The sequence below is a fragment of the Arachnia propionica genome, assembly GCF_900637725.1.
Taxonomy (GTDB): Bacteria; Actinomycetota; Actinomycetes; order Propionibacteriales; family Propionibacteriaceae; genus Arachnia; species Arachnia propionica.
On record NZ_LR134406.1, the window covers coordinates 3,040,031 to 3,056,893 of the forward strand.

A 16,863-nucleotide genomic window follows, 5' to 3' on the forward strand; every position below is an offset into this window, starting at 1 on the left:
AACCAGAACCCACCCAAGTCCCTCAGACACCCGCAAGAGGCTTCGACACGACCCACTCGCTAACACTCGCAGGCCGGCTCAACCAACTTCAGAGAGGACAAAGCCGGTTGAGCCGGGCCGCGAGGAACGAGCAGCCCGAGTCGAAACCACCGGCGGCCAAACGACCAACCCGGCCCCGGGTGGTTTTCAGGCCTTGGTGATCTTCACCTTGAGGCCGAGTTCCGGTTCCTCCGCGGTCGGGTCCTCGACGTCGCCCTGTTGCAGGTCGACGGCCAGGACCTCGTCGGCGATCAGGTCGGCGTGTTCGCGGATCGCCTCCAGCAGTTCCGCCCCGGCGGCGAGGCGCAGGAGGATCCGGTCGGAGACGTCGAGCCCCGACGACTTGCGGGCCTCCTGGATCACCCGGATCACCTCACGGGCCCGGCCGGCGCGCACCAGCTCGGGGGTGAGTTCCAGATCGAGGGCGACGGTCTCGCCCTGCTCGTTGACCACGCTCCAGCCGTCGCGGGGACGTTCGGTGAGCAGCACCTCGTCGGCGGACACCTCCAGCGACTCGCCGTCGAGGTCGATCAGCGACCTGCCGAGTTCCCGCAGTTCCCGGGCGAGCCGGGTGGCGTCGGCGGCGGCGATCGCGGCCGCGACCTTCGGGGTGAGTTTCCCGAACCGTTTGCCCAGGGCACGGAAGTTGCCCTTGGCGGCGTGATCGACGAGATCGCCGGCGGAGGTGAACGACGCGATGTCCTGGACGTTCAGCTCGGCGCGCACCTCGGCGACGAGCTCCGCGGTCAGCTCCGCGAGGGCCGCCGTCGGCACGAGCATCCGTTTGAGCACCTGCCGCACCTTCATGCGCGACTCGGCGCGGGCCGCGCGCCCCAGTTCCACGATCCGCCGGGCGGTGGCCATCGCACCCATGAGGTCGGCATCGATCAGCGACTCGTCGGCGACGGGCCAGCTGGCCAGGTGCACCGACTCGGGTCCGGTGGGGTCGGTGGCGGCGAACAGGTCCTGCCACACCCGTTCCGTGACGAACGGCATGATCGGGGCCATCAGCCGGGTGACGACATCGAGGGTTTCGTGGAGGGTGGCCAGCGCACCGGCCTCGCCCGCCCAGAAACGCCGCCGCGAGCGGCGCACGTACCAGTTCGACAGGTCGTCGACGAAACCGGCGAGCAGCGCACCGGCCTTCTGGGTGTCGAAGTCGTCGAGGGCGGCGGTGACGTCGCGGATCAGTTCGTTGGTGGCCGAGACCAGCCAGCGGTCGAGGACGTGCCGGTCGGCGACGGCGGGCACCGAGGCGCCCGGCTCCCACCCGGAGGCGCGCGCGTACAGCGACTGGAAGGCGACGGTGTTCCAGTAGGTCAAAAGCACCTTGCGGACCGTCTCGGCGATGGTGGCGTCTCCGACGCGCCTGGCCATCCACGGCGACCCGGAGCAGGCCATGAACCAGCGCACCGCGTCGGCGCCGTGGGCCTCCATCAGCGGGATGGGTTCCAGGATGTTGCCGAAGTGTTTGCTCATCTTCCGGCCATCCTCGGCGAGGATGTGGCCGAGACACACGACGTTGCGATAGCTGGACTCGTCGAAGACGAGGGTGCCGACCGCCATCAGCGAGTAGAACCAGCCGCGGGTCTGGTCGATGGCTTCGCAGATGAAATCGGCCGGGTAGTTGGCCTCCAGTTTCTCCGCGGAGCCGGGGACGTGCGGGTAGCCCCACTGCGCGAACGGCATCGACCCGGAGTCGAACCAGGCGTCGATCACCTCGGGCACGCGCCGGTAGGTGGCGCCGTCGCGGACGATCTCGACGTCGTCGATGAAGGGGCGGTGCGGGTCGAGGGTGCTGAGGTCGCGGCCGGCCAGTTCGCCGAGCTCGGCGAGGGAGCCGACGCAGACCAGGTCGGTGGGGTCGTCGACGTTGCGCCAGATCGGCAGCGGCGTGCCCCAGTAGCGGCTGCGCGACAGAGCCCAGTCGATGTTGTTGTTGAGCCAGTCGCCGTAGCGTCCGTGTTTGATCGACTCGGGATACCAGGTGGTGGCCTCGTTCTGCGCCAGCAGCTGGTCCTTGATGCGGGTGGTGCGGATGTACCACGACGGCTGGGCGTAGTAGAGGAGCGCGGTGTGGCAGCGCCAGCAGTGCGGGTAGGAGTGGAGGTAGTCGAGCTTGCGGAACAGCAGGCCACGTTCTTCGAGGTTGGCGACCAGCGGCGCGTCGGCGTCCTTGAAGAAGACCCCGCCAACCAGCTTCACGGCGTCGTCGAAGGTGCCGTTGGCGCGGATCGGGTTGACGAACGGCAGGTCGTAGGAGCGGCACACGAGCATGTCGTCCTCACCGAAGGCGGGCGCCTGGTGCACCAGACCGGTGCCGTCGGAGGTGGTGACGTAGTCGGCCAGCACGATGTAGTTGGCAGGGGCGGGGAACTCGACCAGGTCGAAGGGGCGCTGGTAGTCCCAGCGTTCCATCTCGGAGCCCTTGAACGAGCGGCCGCGCGTCCATTCCTCGCCCAGCACCGCGTCGAACAGCGGTTCCGCGACCACGAGGCTGCCCTGCTCGGGATGCGTGCCGACGACGTAGTCGACATCGGGGTGCACCGCGACCGACGTGTTGGAGACCAGCGTCCAGGGGGTGGTGGTCCACACCAGCAGGTCGGCCTGGCCGGCGAGCGGCCCGGAGGTGACGGGGAAACGCACGTAGACCGACGGGTCGGTGACGTCCTCGTAGCCCTGCGCGAGTTCGTGATCGGACAAGGTGGTGCCGCAGCGCGGGCAGTACGGGGCCACCCGGTAGTCCTCCTGCAGGAGGCCCTTGTCGAAGATCTTCTTGAGCGCCCACCAGCACGACTGCACGTACTCGGGGGTCATGGTGACGTAGGCCTCGTCGAGGTTCACCCAGTACCCCATGCGGCGGGTCAGCTCGGCGAAGGCGTCGACGTGCCGCAGCACCGATTCGCGGCACTTCGCGTTGAACGGCTCCACCCCGTAGGCCTCGATGTCGGGTTTGCCGGAGAAACCGAGTTCCTTCTCGACGGCGAGTTCCACGGGCAGGCCGTGGCAGTCCCAACCGGCCTTGCGGTCGACGCGGCGGCCCTGCATCGTCTTGAAACGCGGAAACAGATCCTTGAAGACACGAGCCTCGATGTGGTGCGTCCCGGGCATGCCGTTGGCGGTCGGCGGGCCCTCGTAGAAGGTCCACGGTTTGCCGTCGCGGGTGCTCTCGAGGGACTTCGCGAAGGTGTCGCGTTCAGTCCACAGGGCGATGATCTCGCGCTCCAGGGCGGGGAAATCAACGGTTGCGGGGACTGCGTTGTAGGAACTCATCGGTACCTCGGTTGTTGGCTGAACGAACCGGAGGGACGAGCCGGAACCCGCGGTACCACCCTCCTTGGACGCGCTGGGCGTCCCACTCGATTGTTGATCGCGGCCGGGTCTAGTGAGCGTGCGCCGTTCTTCCGGCAGCTCCGGGGTGATGGCCCCATCAATGCCTTGCGATGCGGGATCAAGTATGCGCGAGACATCCGAATCGGGCAATTCGAGAAGACCCCTCTTTTCCCGAAGCTGGTTGAGCCGGGACGTGAACCCTCCTTCTCCGAAGCTGGTTGAGCCAGCACGTGAGCGAAGCGAACGGCTGAGTCGAAACCACTACTGGCACCCGGTGAGTAGAACCCGCCCCCAAGACCCCAGACAAAGTCACCACGGTTTCGACACGACCCACTCGCTGACGCTCGCAGGCCGGCTCAACCAGCTTGGGGATGAGATGGTTTCGACACGACCCACTCGCAGAGCGAACAGGCCGGCTCAACCAGCTTCGGGATGGGGTGACCACCTCAGGGGATTCCCCGCCCGTGGAGCCTCTAGGATCGGCCCATGGCCATCTTCGACATCCCCCTTGAGACCCTCCGCAGGCGCCGCAGCATCAAATGGGCACGGTTCGCGCCCGACGTGCTGCCGATGTTCGTCGCGGAGATGGACGCCAAGCCGGTGCCGGCGGTGGTGGATGTCCTATCCCGGATGGTCGCCGAGGGTGACACCGGCTACCCGGAGCTGCCCGACTACCAGGATGCGTTCGCGTCCTTCGCCTCCGATGTCTGGGGCTGGGACATCGATCCGGCGACGGTGTCGCTGGCCTGCGACGTCATGACGGGCATGCGGGAGATGACACTGGCGACCACGAAACCCGGCGACGCCGTCGTCATCAACCCACCGATCTACCCGCCGTTCCGGGCGGTCTGCAACGAGACGAGACGACGCATCGTCGAGGTCCCCACCACCGAGGCGGGGCGCCTGGATCTCGACGCCCTGGAGGTCGCGTTCGAGAAGGAACATCCCGCCGCCTACCTGCTGTGCTCCCCACACAATCCGTCGGGGGTGGTGCACACCGCCGAGGAGCTCGCCCGGGTGATGGAGTTGGCGAACACCCACGATGTCGCGGTCATCTGCGACGAGATCCACGCTCCCCTCTCGGGCGCGGAACACACCCCCCTCCACCGGGTGCCGGGTGGTGAGCGGGCCTTCGTCGTGACGTCGGCGTCAAAGTCGTGGAACCTGGCCGGTTTGAAGGCCGGGTTGATCGTCCCGGGTGCGGAGGTCGCAGACGTGGTCAAGGGTCTCAGCGGTTACGTGCCGGAGTCGGCCAGTTACCTCGGGGTGGTGGCGCACGCGACGGCGCTGAACAAGGGTCGCGACTGGCTGGCGGAGGCCGCCGCGGAGATCCGCGAGAACAAACAGCACTTCGCCGACGAACTCCACCGCGCCATCCCGGAGCTGACCTACACGCCGTCGCAGGGCACCTACCTGGCGTGGCTGGACTGCTCCCCGCTGGGTCTCGACCACGCGGGCCAGCATTTCTTCGAGAAGGCGAAGGTCCGTTTCGGTCAGGGCACCGACTACGCCCCGTCGGCCACCCAATTCGTGCGCGTCAACCTGGCGACGTCGAAGGAGATCATCTCCGAGGCGGTACGCCGAATGGCGGCTTCTCTGTAACCCCCACCCGCCACCCGGTCCCACCACCACCCGGCCCCGCCGTCGTTTCGCTGGCCTTAATCCGGTCCGCTGGCCTTAATCCGGGTTTGCTGGGCTTGTTCACGTTTGCTGGCCTCACAGCGCAGGCAAACGTGAACAAGCCCAGCGAAAAGGTGATAAGGCCAGCAAACCGGCGTGTCGGGGAACAGCCCCGAGGAGAGTTTTCCACAGGCGAAAAACTGGTCCTTGACAGCGCAGAGTCGACGTGGCGTCCAATGGTTTCATGACACGCACAACCCTTTGGACCCACGAGCATCTCACGACCCTGGGAGTAACCGACGCCCAACTCAAACAGCACCTCCGCGACGGCACAATGGTGCGCCTCAGGCGCGGTGTTTACGCCCCGACGCAGCAGGCGGACGTGTTCGCGGAGCACCGCCGACGAATCCAGGCGGCCGCCATCGACGTTCACGACTCGAGCGTCTTCAGTCACACCTCGGCCGCGGTGCTGCACGGCTTACCTGTGCCCATCGAGTCGCTGCGGGAGGTGACCATGACCCGCCGCACCCCCGGGCATGGCGATCACAGCGACCTCCTCCGGGTCCGTCGCACCGCCATCCACGACGACGAGGTCACGCGCATCGCCGGGTTACCGGTGACCACCCTCTCGCGCACGGTTACCGACCTGGCCCGCACGTCGCCCTTCGAATGGGGTCTCGCGGTGGTGGACGCCGCCCTGGGTCGCGGTCTCAAACGCGGCTTCCTCCAAGATGAGCTGCACAGGCATCCCCGGCTTCACGGGGTGAGGCAGGCCAGGCGGGTGCTGGCGCTCGGCGACGGACGGGTGGAGTCTCCCGCCGAGTCGCTGAGCAGGTTCCACATGATGCGGGCGGGAATCCCGGCTCCGGAGCTGCAGTTCGAGATCTTCGACGCGAACGGCGAGTTCGTCGCCCGCACCGATTTCGGCTGGCCCGAGCACGGGCTCGTCGGGGAGGTCGACGGACGCATCAAGTACCGGGAGCTGCTCGGCCCCGGCCAGTCCGCGGCGGATGTCGTGATGGCGGAGAAGCGTCGCGAACAACGCATCCGTGCGTGCGGGTACTGGATCGTCCGGTGGGGTTGGCGGGAGGCCAACGACCAGGCCTCGCTCACGGCCCTGTTGAATGCCGGTTTCGCGAGCGCCAGCCCCGCCTGGACCGCCCGTCGCAGCTCCTGACCCCGATTTGCTGGCCTTACTCCTGATTCGCTGGCCTTGGCAATGGTTTGCTGGGCTTGTTCACGTTTGCTGGCCTCACAGCGCAGGCAAACGTGAACAAGCCCAGCAAAACCGGAATAAGGCCAGCGACCCTCAGATTTCGACCTTCGCCTCCTCCTGGGGACGACCCAGCTGCTTCAGGCAGCTCTCCAGCACCCGCATCACCTCGACGGTGTCGGCCAGCGGCATCGTCGCGGACTGGGTCTGACCGGCGAGCAGACAGTCGCTGACCTCCATCAGCTCGTGGGCGTATCCCCTGCCGATCTGCTTGGCCTCGATGATCCGCGGCAACACCCCCGAGCGGTGCACGGAGATGGTGGTCGGGTGGTGGAACCTGGGCTGGATCTCCACCCATCCCTTCGTCCCGAAAATCGTCATCCGGCCCGGCCCGTGGACGTCGAATCCGCAGGTGAGGGCGGCGGTGCCACCGCCGATGTAGGAGATGTTCATCGTCGCCGCCGACTCCACCCCGTTCGGCGCGTACCGCCCGACGCAGTGCACGTCCCGGGCCGCCCCCAGGAGCCCCTGCGCCATGGAGACGACGTAGACGCCGAGATCCAGGACGGCGCCGCCTCCCGTGGCGGGATCCCACAGCCGGTTCGTCGGGTCGTAGGGACGGAACGCACACAGATCCCCCTGCACCCCGAGCACCTGCCCGATCCTCCCCCACGCCACGACCTCCCGGGCCGCTTCCACCGCGGGCAGGAACCGGGTCCACATGGCCTCCATGGCGAACACCCCGGCCTCGGTTGCGGCCGCGACCACCTCCTCGGTCCCGGCAAGGGTGACGGTGAACGCCTTCTCCACCAGCACCGCCTTGCCCGCGGATATCGCCGCCAGGGCGATGTCGCGGTGATGGGGATGGGTGGTAGCGATGTGAACGACGTCGACGCCATCGGACTCGATCAACGCCCGGTAGTCCCGGTGGATCACGGGAATCCCGTGTTTGCGCGCCAACCTCCGTGACCGCTCCGGGTCACGTGACGCCACCGCGACCAACTCGGCCTGGGGCACGAAAGCGAAATCTCCCGCGACGGTGTCGGCGATGCTTCCGGCCCCGATGATTCCCCATCGGATGCTCTCCATGGCCCAAGGCTACTCTGGAGCCTTGGGGGCTGACCATAATTTTGAGACAACAAATTCAAGACGAGGAGTTGGAGATATCTTCGGGTTCCGCCCGTCGGGTGTTCCCGTGGGAAAATGCCAACGATGCAGTTCCAAGAACCAGCCAGAAGAATGCGCCGACTGATGGGTCTCGGCGTGGGCCTGGCCGCGATCCTGCAAGGCTTCACCCCCTTCGAGGACATGTTTGCCCCGGGCCTGCCCGGCCCCACCGTTTTCGGGCTGGCCCTGATAGCCTTGGCCCATCTGCTCGCCGCGATCGGCGCTTTCCTGGATCTGCCGCTGGCCTGGCCCGTCGCACTGGTCAACACCATCGGGTTCTGGCTCACCGGCGCCGGGATGTGGTTCGGTGGGAACCCGGTGATGTGGCACTCCAACCTGTGGGTCTGGACGATCCTGATCTACCTGCTGTTTCGAAGACGCGACGGCAACGCCCCCTGGATCTTCATGACCGTCGGTGGTCTCATACCGATGATCGCGCTGATGCCGCGCCTCGACTGGCGACAGCAGGTGCTCGACATCAGTTTCACCTTCGTCGCGATCGGCATCATGGCACTGGCATACAGCACCATGAAGGCACAGCTGCAGGACCTGGAGGACAGCGTCGCCGACGACGCCCGCCGCCGGAGCGTGGAACATCGGGCCCGGCTGCTGGAGAGCACCCGCAGGGAGAACATCCGCCGCGTCCACGACACCCTGCTGCACCTGTTCCAGCAGGTCGCGAGCGGTCGCGGGGAGATCACCCGCGAGGAGGTGCTGCGGCTGGGCGAGGAGTCGCGGGCGGGGCTGGGCACCTCCGACCTGGACCTGGAGGCCTCTCCCCTGCTGACCGCGCTGGAACAGGCCGTCACCGATGTCGGCTGCCCCGTCGCGTTGCGCATCGAGGACGAGGCCAGCCTGCCGTCCAAGGTGACCCGCAACATCGCCGAGGCCACCCGGGAGGCGGTGCGCAACGTCGCCAAACACGTTCCCGGCGGCACCGCCCAGGTGACGGTCCGCACCTCCGGCAGCGGCTGCACCGTCGTAATCAGCGACTGGGGGCCCGGTTTCGATCCCAGCGAGGTGCCGCGCAGCCGGATGGGCATCAAGGAGGGCATCCACGGGCGCATGGCGGAGGTCGGCGGGCACGCCACCATCCATTCCGACATCGTCGGCGGCACCGCCGTCACCCTCACCTGGAACCCGATCCCGCACGCGGCCCGCATCGGCCCGTCGGGTAGGCGGTGGTTGTCGCTGATCGCGCTGCCGAGCCTGCTCGGAACGGGGTTGCTGCTGGTGTTGAAGGACGTCGGTCCGAATCCTCTGCTGGCCTGGGCGCTCTTCGCGGCGACGGCAGTCGTGGTGACGCTGACCAGCCGCGTGCTGCGCAGGCGCGGCCTGCACATCCACGAGGCGATCCTGGCCAACGCCTGGGGCATCGGACTGCTCATAGCGAACTACGCCTGGTTGTCGCTGGCCTCCGGCAACAGTCGCTACGACCTGTGGGCCATCGGATTGACCAACGCCTTGATGATGCTGACCATTCCGGGACGGCGCTGGAAGGAGGCCGCCGGATTGGTGCTGGCCAACGTCGCCGCGAGCGTCGCGGGGGCGCTGGGGCTGTTCGGGCCGGTGCCGGCCGGCACCGACATCGGCTCCTACGGGGCCATCATCATCACGGGTGTGGTGACGCTGGTGCTCGCCATCGGCGCCTCGAACATCGGGAAACACGCCCACCGGGTGCAGGAGGAACACACCGAGGAGCAGCTCGCCGAGCAACTCAGGAAGGAACGGGTGGCGGAGCAGGAGGCTTGGATCGCGGCGCTGGACCGCATCTGCGGGCCCCTGTTCACGGGCCTCTACACCGGGGCCGTGGACCCCGCCGACCCCGCGGTGCGCGTCGAGGCCAGGCACGTGGAGTCGCGGCTGCGCGACGCCCTGCGGCTGTGGCCGGGGGGCATCCACCTGGCCACGGCCCTCGACCGGCTGCGCCGCGCGGGCTGGGGCTGCCTGCTCGACGTGGAACAGGTGGAGGCGTTCGAGGCGACGAGATTCGCCTCCCTGCTGAACCAGCTGGACCCCGCCATCCCGGGCCAGCACCTCACGATCACCCGCCGTCAGGGCACCCTCGTGGCAACAGTTGCAGAACCGGGTTTAACGGAGACGCGACAGGCGGGCCTCGCAGGTGCCAGAATCTTGCTTACCGATCCGGATTTCACCCAGTTCAGTTGTGAGGAGGACCAGCCGTGAGCATAAAGGTGGCAGTCCTCGATGACCACGAATTCATCTGCCGCGCCATTTCGGCGCTCGGTCGTGACTACCCGGAGCTGGCGGTGGTGTACACCAGCACCTGCCCCGAGGAGTTCCAGGCGTGGTGCCTCGAGAACCATCCCGACGTGGCCATGGTGGATTTGATGTTGCACGGCCAGTTGGCCGGGCACGAGACCATTCGAGTACTGAGTCAGGCCGGCATTTCGTGCCTGGCCTTCACCGCGGACCATCGTCGCGTCCCGATCAGCATGGCCATGCGGGCCGGCGCCCGGGGCCTCGCCCTGAAGGACGAGTCGCCGGACAAGCATTTCGAGACGCTGCGGGAGATCCACGAGACGGGATGGTCGCCGTCCTCGGCGATGGCGGCCGCGCTCATCGAGGACGCGGCGGAGCTGCCCGCGTTGTCGGCCCATGAGCTGCGCTGTCTGCGACTCGCCTCGGAGGGGGTTCCCATCAAGGCCATCGGCCGCCAGTTCAACCCGGTGATCTCGCTGTCAACCGTCAAGACCTACCTGGCGCGGGCCTACGAGAAGTACGCGGCCGTCGGCAGACCGGTCGGCAACACGACCGCGGCGGCCACCCAGACCTGGGAGGACGGCTGGTTCGACCTCGACGGGACGGCGGAATCCAACTGAGAGACCGGCCCCGGGGCCTGACCCCGCGCCGCCCGTTTCATCGACGGCTCACCCGTCCCGTGCTGGCTGGCGCATGCCCCCGCGCCGCCCGTCGGTTTGCTGGCCTTGTACCCGGTTTGCTGGCCTTCCCGTGGTTTTGCTGGCCTTCCCGTGGTTTTGCTGGGCTTGTTTACGTTTGCCTGCGCTGTGAGGCCAGCGAACTTGAACAAGCCCAGCAAACTCGGATCAAGGCCAGCGAACAAGTGGTAAGGCCAGCAAACCTGGGACGGGGTCTGTGTGTTGCCGGCCTCGTCCGGTAGCCTTCCCTGTCGGTGAAGGAGGTTTGCGTGGGACGCATTGTTCAGAAATACGGTGGATCCTCGGTGGCCGACGCCGAGTCCATCAAGCGCGTCGCCCGCCGGATCGCGCGCACACGCGCGGACGGGCACGAGGTCATCATCGTCATCTCGGCGATGGGTGATGCCACCGACGAGCTGATGGACCTGGCGCTGAAGGTGAGCCCGAACCCGAAATCCCGTGAACTGGACATGCTGCTGACCACGGGGGAACGCCAGTCGGCGGCGCTGCTGGCGATGGCCCTGGCCGACCTCGGGGTCGAGGCCGTCAGCTACACCGGCTCCCAGGCGGGCATTCTCACCACTCCCACCCACGGCAACGCGCGCATCATCGACATCACCCCGGGGCGCGTCGTGCGTTCCCTGGAGGAGGGCAGCGTCGTCATCGTCGCCGGTTTCCAGGGCGTGGCGCAGACCACCAAGGACGTCACGACGCTGGGTCGCGGCGCCTCCGACACCACGGCGGTCGCGCTGGCCTCGGCCCTGGGCGCCGACCACTGCGAGATCTACACCGACGTCGACGGCGTCTACACCGCCGACCCGCGGATCGTGCCGAGCGCCCGCCGGATCACCGAGATCGGCTACGAGGAGATGATGGAGCTGGCCGCCTCCGGCGCCAAGATCCTCCACCTGCGCTGCGTCGAGTACGCGCGCCGCGAGAACGTGAAGGTCCACGTCCGTTCGTCCTTCAGTGACAAACCGGGCACCTGGGTGAAACCCCACGACGAGGTCAGGAAGGCAGGCAAAATGGAAGAAGCCATCATCACGGGCGTGGCCCACGACCGCAGCGAGGCCAAGATCACCGTCATCGGCGTCCCCGACCAGGTGGGTGCGGCCGCCTCGATCTTCGAGGTCATCTCGGACGCGGGCATCAACATCGACATGATCGTGCAGAACGTATCCAGGCTCTCGGACGTGAAGACCGACATCTCCTTCACCCTGCCCATGTCCGACGGCCGCAAGGGCATCGAGGCGCTCGAGGCGAACAAGAACAAGATCGGTTTCGAGGAGGTCCTCTACGACGACCAGATCGGCAAGGTCTCGATCGTCGGCGTCGGGATGCGGTCCCATTCGGGTGTGACCACCACCTTCTTCAAGGCCCTGGCGGCCGAGGGCGTCAACCTGCAGATGATCTCCACATCCGAGATCCGCATCTCCGTGGTGGTCAGCACAGACGAAGTGGACCGCGCCGTCCGCGGCGCCCACGCCGCCTTCGGCCTGGACGGCGAGGAGGAGGCCGTCGTCTACGCCGGAACGGGCCGCTGAGAGGACACGGGGCCGGCAGGACCGGCCCCCGGGCGCGCTCCTGGTGGGACACCGCTCCTGGTGGGACACTCGGATCGCCCGATCCAGCGCACCGCGACCGGCGTGACGTCCTAAGCTGGGGCCATGCTCACCCGACTCCAGGTCGACGGGTTCAAGAACCTGCTGGGACTCGACGTCCACTTCGGCCCCTACACCTGCATAGCGGCCCCAATGCGGTGGGAAAGTCGAACGTCTTCGACGCCATCGAGTTCCTGTCCCTGCTGGCAGCGATGCCCACCCGGGTTCGCAGGGACGGGAGGATCGCAACCACGGTGCAGCTGCGCCCGCTGCCGGAAACATGGCAGGCGGCGCAAGGGCACGCACCGTCCTCAAGACCTTTCTGTCGGACTACCTGACCGAACCAGAGATGCGCTGCTGTCGATCGAGGCCATCTTGTGACCGCCCGGAGCGTTTCCTTCGCGTTCCTGTGCGAGGGGTCGTCCGGCGAAGGCACCAGGAATCCCAAGGAAATTCTGCAGAAAGCGCTTCTCTCGGCGAGCGAGACAAGCGGGCGGCGGTTGAAGAAGGAGAAGAACAGTTTCAACCATCACCGCAGGGTGTTGCTGCAACGCCTCGATCCCTTCGGCGCCGTGCGGGACCTACCTTCTTGGCAATGCCTGGAGCGCGACATCAAACGGGCGCTGGAACAGCTCGAAAATCAGAACTGAAGGGAACAACCCGTGCTCAGTAACTTTCCCACCTGGTCCATCCGGAAACCGGAAAACACCCGGCCCGATGCCGTCTGCAAGGTGGGTGGGGCACCGATCGGGTGGCCGCGGGACTGGCCGGCGTGCGCCTTGTGCAACCTACCCATGAGTTTCCTCGGCCAGTTCACCGGCGACCCCCTGGCGCCCCGGCTCGCCTCTGGGCAGACGCTGTTCTTGTTCACATGCGAACACGACTCGGGCTGCGACTTCTGGGATCCCGTCAACGGCGCCAACGCCTGTGTTCTCATCCCCCACGACGAGCTGGGCGCGCACCCAACCCCCATCCCGGAGGAGACCCCCGTGCTGCTGGAGCTGTGGGTGAGCAGCTGGACGAGCAGGGACGACGCCCTCCCCGCGAAACCGGGGGATTCGCCGCAACCGACCCCCGAAGAAGACCTGTTCACCAAGGCCGGGGGCACGCCTTACTGGACGGACAACGGCCCCGGTTACCGGATCGATCCATCCGATCAGATGGTGCTCCAGATCGACACCTGGGTGACGGTCTCCGATGGCCAGGAAGCCCTTGAGGCCCAAGCTGCGAGGTTTCCTGACCGCGCCTACACCATAAAAAACAGAGCTTCCATCGCGAATCTCTGTAGTGACGGTATCGCTTTCGTCATGACTCACGAGGGGGAACCGGAGATCTACTTAATGGTCAATCGCTGATCCCACCCCCTGTAGGGCCGGTGTATCCCGGTTCAACCCGGTTGCGCAGCACTCAACCCGGATTTTCCGCCCTCAGCGGCGGTTTTCGGGATTGAGTGCTGCGCAACCGGGATTCCCGCCACTCAGGTCTGCGTCACCGGTCTGAGGAACTGGAACAGCGGCGCCTCATCGCCGTCCGGATGCAGGATCCGCACCTCCACCCCGTAGACCTCACGGATCAGGTCCTCGGTCAGCACGTCCGCCGGACGCCCCAGACACACCGCCCGGCCCTTGTGCAGGACCAGCACCTCGTCGCAGAACGTGGTGGCCAGGTTCAGGTCGTGCAGGGCGACGACCACACCCAGCCCCGTCTCCCTCAAGGTTTTGAGGATGTCCAGCTGGTGGGAGATGTCGAGATGGTTGGTGGGTTCGTCCAGCAGCATGACCTGTCCCTCCTGGGCGAACGCCCGGGCCAGGTGGGCGCGCTGCTGTTCGCCTCCGGAGAGGGTGTGCCAGTCGCGGTTCAGGAGATGTTCGATGCCGGTGCGGCGGGCGGCGGCCTCCACGACCTCACGGTCGCGGGGACTGGGACCGGCCCAGCGACGGCGGTGCGGGATCCGTCCCAGGTCGATGACGTCACGCACGGTGACGTCCTGGTCGGTGGTCGCCTTCTGCTGCACCACCGACAGCACCCGCGCGATGTCCCGCGGCGCCCAGTCGCTGTAGGGGCGGTCGTCGAGTTTGACGACACCCGTGCGCGGCTGAATGGTGCGGGCCAGCATCCCCAGCAGCGTCGATTTTCCCGACCCGTTGGGTCCCAGCAACCCCAGGATGCGACCGGGCATCGCGGGCACGTCGATGCCGTCGACGATGATGGCCGGACCGGCGGCCCACGACAGGTTCTCTGCTTCTATCTTCATCGTTTCCTGGTCCTGGCGAGAATGGTTGCGAAGATGGGCACTCCGACCAGGGCGGTGATCACCCCGACCGGCACCTCCAACGGCGCGAACAACGTCCTGGCGATGGTGTCCGCCCAGAGCAGGAAGATCGCACCCAGCAGCGCCGAGACCGGCAGCAGCCCCCGGTGCCGGGAACCGACGAGCATCCGGGAGATGTGCGGCAGCACGAGACCGACGAAACCGATCGAACCCGACGAGGAAACCACGACCGCAGTCATGAGGGCCGCGCATCCCAGCAACACCACCCGGGTGCGCTGCACGGAAACCCCCAGCGAAACGGCCTCCTTCTCGCCGAACATGAACGCGTCCATGGAACTGGCCATGCCGATGGTGAGCACGAGGAAACACCCCAGCACCGCGGCTGTGAGCGCGACCTCCTCCCAGGAGACGTTGGCGAAGGAACCCATCAGCCAGTACAGGATGCCCCGGGTGACGTTGGCGTCCGCGCCGATCATGATGATGAACGACGTCAACGCGGAGAACCCCTGGGTCACCGCGATACCCGCCAGCACGATCTTGTCGGTGGTGCCACCGGCCAGCCGGGACAGCAGCAGGGTCAGTGCGAAGGCCCCCAGCGACCCCACGAACGCGCCCGCCGAGAAACTGATGACCCCACCCCCGAGACCCGCGATCAGCACCAGGACCGCGCCGGTGGAGGCGCCCGAGGAGACACCCAGCAGGTAGGGTTCGGCCAGCGGGTTGCGCAGCAGCGACTGCATGATGACGCCGCACAGGCTCAACCCGGCGCCCGCGACCGCGGCCAGCAGCACACGGGGTAGCCGCAGCTGCCACACCGTCGCGGTGCGCAACGAACTCAGCTCGGGGTCGGGTCCCAGCCCCAGTTTGTTCGCGACCACCCCCCAGACCTCGCCGATGCTCAGGTCGGAGGGTCCGAAGGTGATCGCGTAGAGGATGGACCCAACCAGCAGGACCAGTCCGATCAGCAGGACCGGTGTCACCGGAAGCCTCCGGCGCCGACCCCGGGTCGTCGCGGATGGCGTCACTTGAGGCCGAACTGCTCGATCCCGGCGACCAGCTTCTCGGCCAGGTCGACGGTGCGGATCGACGGGTTCATGTCGCCGCCCGCGACCTTGATGAAACGCTCGTTCTTGACGGCGTCCATCTGGGAGGTGACCGGGTTCGACTTCAGGTATTCGATCTTCGCGTCCGCGGTCTCCGCGGTCTGGGACTTGCGGGTGAGGTCACCCATCACGATGATGTCGGGGTTCTTGGCGGCGACGTCCTCCCAGCTGACCTGCGGCCACTCGTCGCGCTGATCGGAGTAGATGTTGGTGATGCCGAGCTGGTCGCTGACGAACTGGGACGCACCGGAACCGCCCGCCAGGTAGGGGGCCTCGGAGTTCGCGAACCAGAACATCACCTTGACGGGCTTGCCGGGTTTCTGCGCGACCGCCTTCTCCAAACGCTGTTTGAGCTGGGCGACGAGCTCCTGGCCCTTCTCGGGCACGCCGTGGATGCGGGAGAGTTCATCGACCTCCTGATACACCTTCTCAATGGTGAAGTTCTCCGCTGGGGCGTCGTTGCCGCTCTTCTTGCCGCACTGGTTCGGCGCCAGGTAGGCGGGCACCCCGAGGGATTCGTACTTCTCGTAGCTGCCCGCGACCTTGTCGGTCAGCGTGCTCGGGAAGGATGCCGTGACGAGGTCTGGTTCCTTGGCGATGACCGCCTCCGAGGTGGGGCCGCCGTCGGAGATCCGCTCCACCTTCGCGTTCTCGCTCTCCAGCGACGACAGCACCGGATCGGTCCAGGTGGCGGTGCCCACCATCGTGTCGGCGATCCCGAGGGAGAGCTGGATCTCGGTGGAGGACTGGTTCAGCGACACCGTCCGCGCGGGCGCCTTCTTGAACGTCAACTGGTGTCCGCAGTTGTCGATGGTGAGGGGGAAACCGGCGGCGGAGGCCCCGGAGGACTGGTGGGCGGAGGCGTCGGCCGGCTGGTCCTTGGCCGCGCCCGCGCAGCTGCCCAGCAGCAGAGCCGACAGCAGCGCGAGCGAACAAACGGACTTCTTCACGTGCATCTGGGTGATTCCCTTGAGTTGTGAGATGTTTTGGGGGTGACGGCAGCCACTGAAAATGGCACACGGAATCTTGTCTCGGGGGCCGTTGCGCGAGGCCCTGAACGGCAGGGCACGGTGGTTCGCGTGCTCATCGCCGATCGGTCTTCGGACTCGGGTTCTGCCACCGGACCGCCTTCCCGGGCGGCCGCCCAGTGGCTTGATGATCCGGTGTCACCCTCACCGCTGCGCGTCAGTTCCGGAGTCGCACCGGATTCCCTGCCCGTGGGCGCTCGGCGACGCCGACAAGGCTAGCCCTCCCGCCGGGCACTGTCCATACATCGGGGCGCGGTGGCGAAGATGCCGCTGCAAGGCCCCACGCGTTCAATCACCTTTCGCTCATCTCGGCGATCGACCCCGCTCGGGATACCCCACCACCGCACCTCCCCCGCTCTCCATCAAACCCGCCCGGGCGCGACGGAGCCCCGCCCGGCGGGACCGCCGAAGTCGGTGTTAGGCTGCCCGAGGAAGCGGACAAGGGAATCCGGTGAGAATCCGGAGCTGACGCGCAGCGGTAACGGCGTTGTCGCCAGGTACGCCACTGGACGGGATCGTCTGGGAAGGTTCTGGGGACGGGAAAGCTGAAGCCCGAATACCTGCCGTCTCCGGTTGGTATCCCCCGG

At 67.0% G+C, this 16,863-nt stretch carries 12 protein-coding genes and 2 riboswitches; of the genes, 7 read left to right on the forward strand and 5 right to left on the reverse strand.

The genetic code is table 11. The features are described from left to right. Nucleotides 1-186 precede the first annotated feature (186 nt). Nucleotides 187-3,312: an isoleucine--tRNA ligase gene (gene ileS, locus EL272_RS13560; RefSeq protein WP_061787629.1), complete on the reverse strand. Its 3,126-nt coding sequence runs from the start codon at nt 3,310-3,312 to the stop codon at nt 187-189. Between the two features lie 546 nt (nt 3,313-3,858). Between ileS and EL272_RS13565 the strand changes: the two genes are divergently transcribed. Beyond that, nucleotides 3,859-4,974, forward strand: coding sequence for a MalY/PatB family protein (locus EL272_RS13565; RefSeq protein ID WP_061787628.1), 1,116 nt, complete (start codon nt 3,859-3,861; stop codon nt 4,972-4,974). Nucleotides 4,975-5,236: 262 nt separating this feature from the next. After that, the gene (locus EL272_RS13570; protein WP_061787627.1) at nt 5,237-6,169 is read left to right on the forward strand and encodes a type IV toxin-antitoxin system AbiEi family antitoxin domain-containing protein; all 933 of its coding nucleotides are present in this window, start codon (nt 5,237-5,239) and stop codon (nt 6,167-6,169) included. 132 nt (nt 6,170-6,301) lie between these two features. Here EL272_RS13570 and EL272_RS13575 read toward each other — a convergent pair whose 3' ends face one another. Next, nucleotides 6,302-7,294 (reverse strand): Gfo/Idh/MocA family protein, encoded by a 993-nt coding sequence (locus EL272_RS13575; protein ID WP_061787626.1) that lies wholly within the window; start codon nt 7,292-7,294, stop codon nt 6,302-6,304. Between the two features lie 162 nt (nt 7,295-7,456). On the opposite strand from EL272_RS13575, the gene EL272_RS13580 reads away from it, so the two are divergent. From EL272_RS13580 to EL272_RS13605, 5 genes are all read left to right on the forward strand, one after another. Then, the gene (locus tag EL272_RS13580) at nt 7,457-9,559 is read left to right on the forward strand and encodes a sensor histidine kinase (RefSeq protein ID WP_061787625.1); all 2,103 of its coding nucleotides are present in this window, start codon (nt 7,457-7,459) and stop codon (nt 9,557-9,559) included. After that, nucleotides 9,556-10,215 carry a response regulator gene (locus EL272_RS13585; RefSeq protein ID WP_014847789.1) on the forward strand — a complete coding sequence of 220 codons (660 nt, stop codon included), beginning with the start codon at nt 9,556-9,558 and terminating at the stop codon, nt 10,213-10,215. Before EL272_RS13580 ends, EL272_RS13585 begins: the two co-directional genes overlap by 4 nt. A gap of 326 nt (nt 10,216-10,541) precedes the next feature. Then, nucleotides 10,542-11,816: an aspartate kinase gene (locus EL272_RS13590; protein ID WP_014847791.1), complete on the forward strand. Its 1,275-nt coding sequence runs from the start codon at nt 10,542-10,544 to the stop codon at nt 11,814-11,816. 434 nt (nt 11,817-12,250) lie between these two features. Beyond that, nucleotides 12,251-12,523: a hypothetical protein gene (locus EL272_RS13600; protein WP_014847793.1), complete on the forward strand. Its 273-nt coding sequence runs from the start codon at nt 12,251-12,253 to the stop codon at nt 12,521-12,523. Between the two features lie 144 nt (nt 12,524-12,667). Next, on the forward strand, nt 12,668-13,228 hold the full coding sequence (locus EL272_RS13605) for a hypothetical protein (protein ID WP_014847794.1): 561 nt from the start codon (nt 12,668-12,670) through the stop codon (nt 13,226-13,228). Nucleotides 13,229-13,350: 122 nt separating this feature from the next. Here EL272_RS13605 and EL272_RS13610 read toward each other — a convergent pair whose 3' ends face one another. Genes EL272_RS13610 through EL272_RS13620 form a run of 3 tightly spaced genes read right to left on the reverse strand, consistent with a single transcriptional unit; the run spans nt 13,351 to nt 16,204 of the window. Further along, nucleotides 13,351-14,127 (reverse strand): ABC transporter ATP-binding protein, encoded by a 777-nt coding sequence (locus EL272_RS13610; RefSeq protein ID WP_061787623.1) that lies wholly within the window; start codon nt 14,125-14,127, stop codon nt 13,351-13,353. Beyond that, nucleotides 14,124-15,125 carry a FecCD family ABC transporter permease gene (locus EL272_RS13615; protein WP_061787622.1) on the reverse strand — a complete coding sequence of 334 codons (1,002 nt, stop codon included), beginning with the start codon at nt 15,123-15,125 and terminating at the stop codon, nt 14,124-14,126. The genes EL272_RS13610 and EL272_RS13615 overlap by 4 nt, the downstream gene beginning before the upstream one ends. 41 nt (nt 15,126-15,166) lie before the next feature. Beyond that, the gene (locus EL272_RS13620) at nt 15,167-16,204 is read right to left on the reverse strand and encodes an ABC transporter substrate-binding protein (RefSeq protein WP_061787621.1); all 1,038 of its coding nucleotides are present in this window, start codon (nt 16,202-16,204) and stop codon (nt 15,167-15,169) included. 139 nt (nt 16,205-16,343) lie between these two features. Then, nucleotides 16,344-16,460: riboswitch (cobalamin riboswitch) on the reverse strand. Nucleotides 16,461-16,671: 211 nt separating this feature from the next. Then, nucleotides 16,672-16,858: riboswitch (cobalamin riboswitch) on the forward strand. Nucleotides 16,859-16,863: the final 5 nt, after the last annotated feature.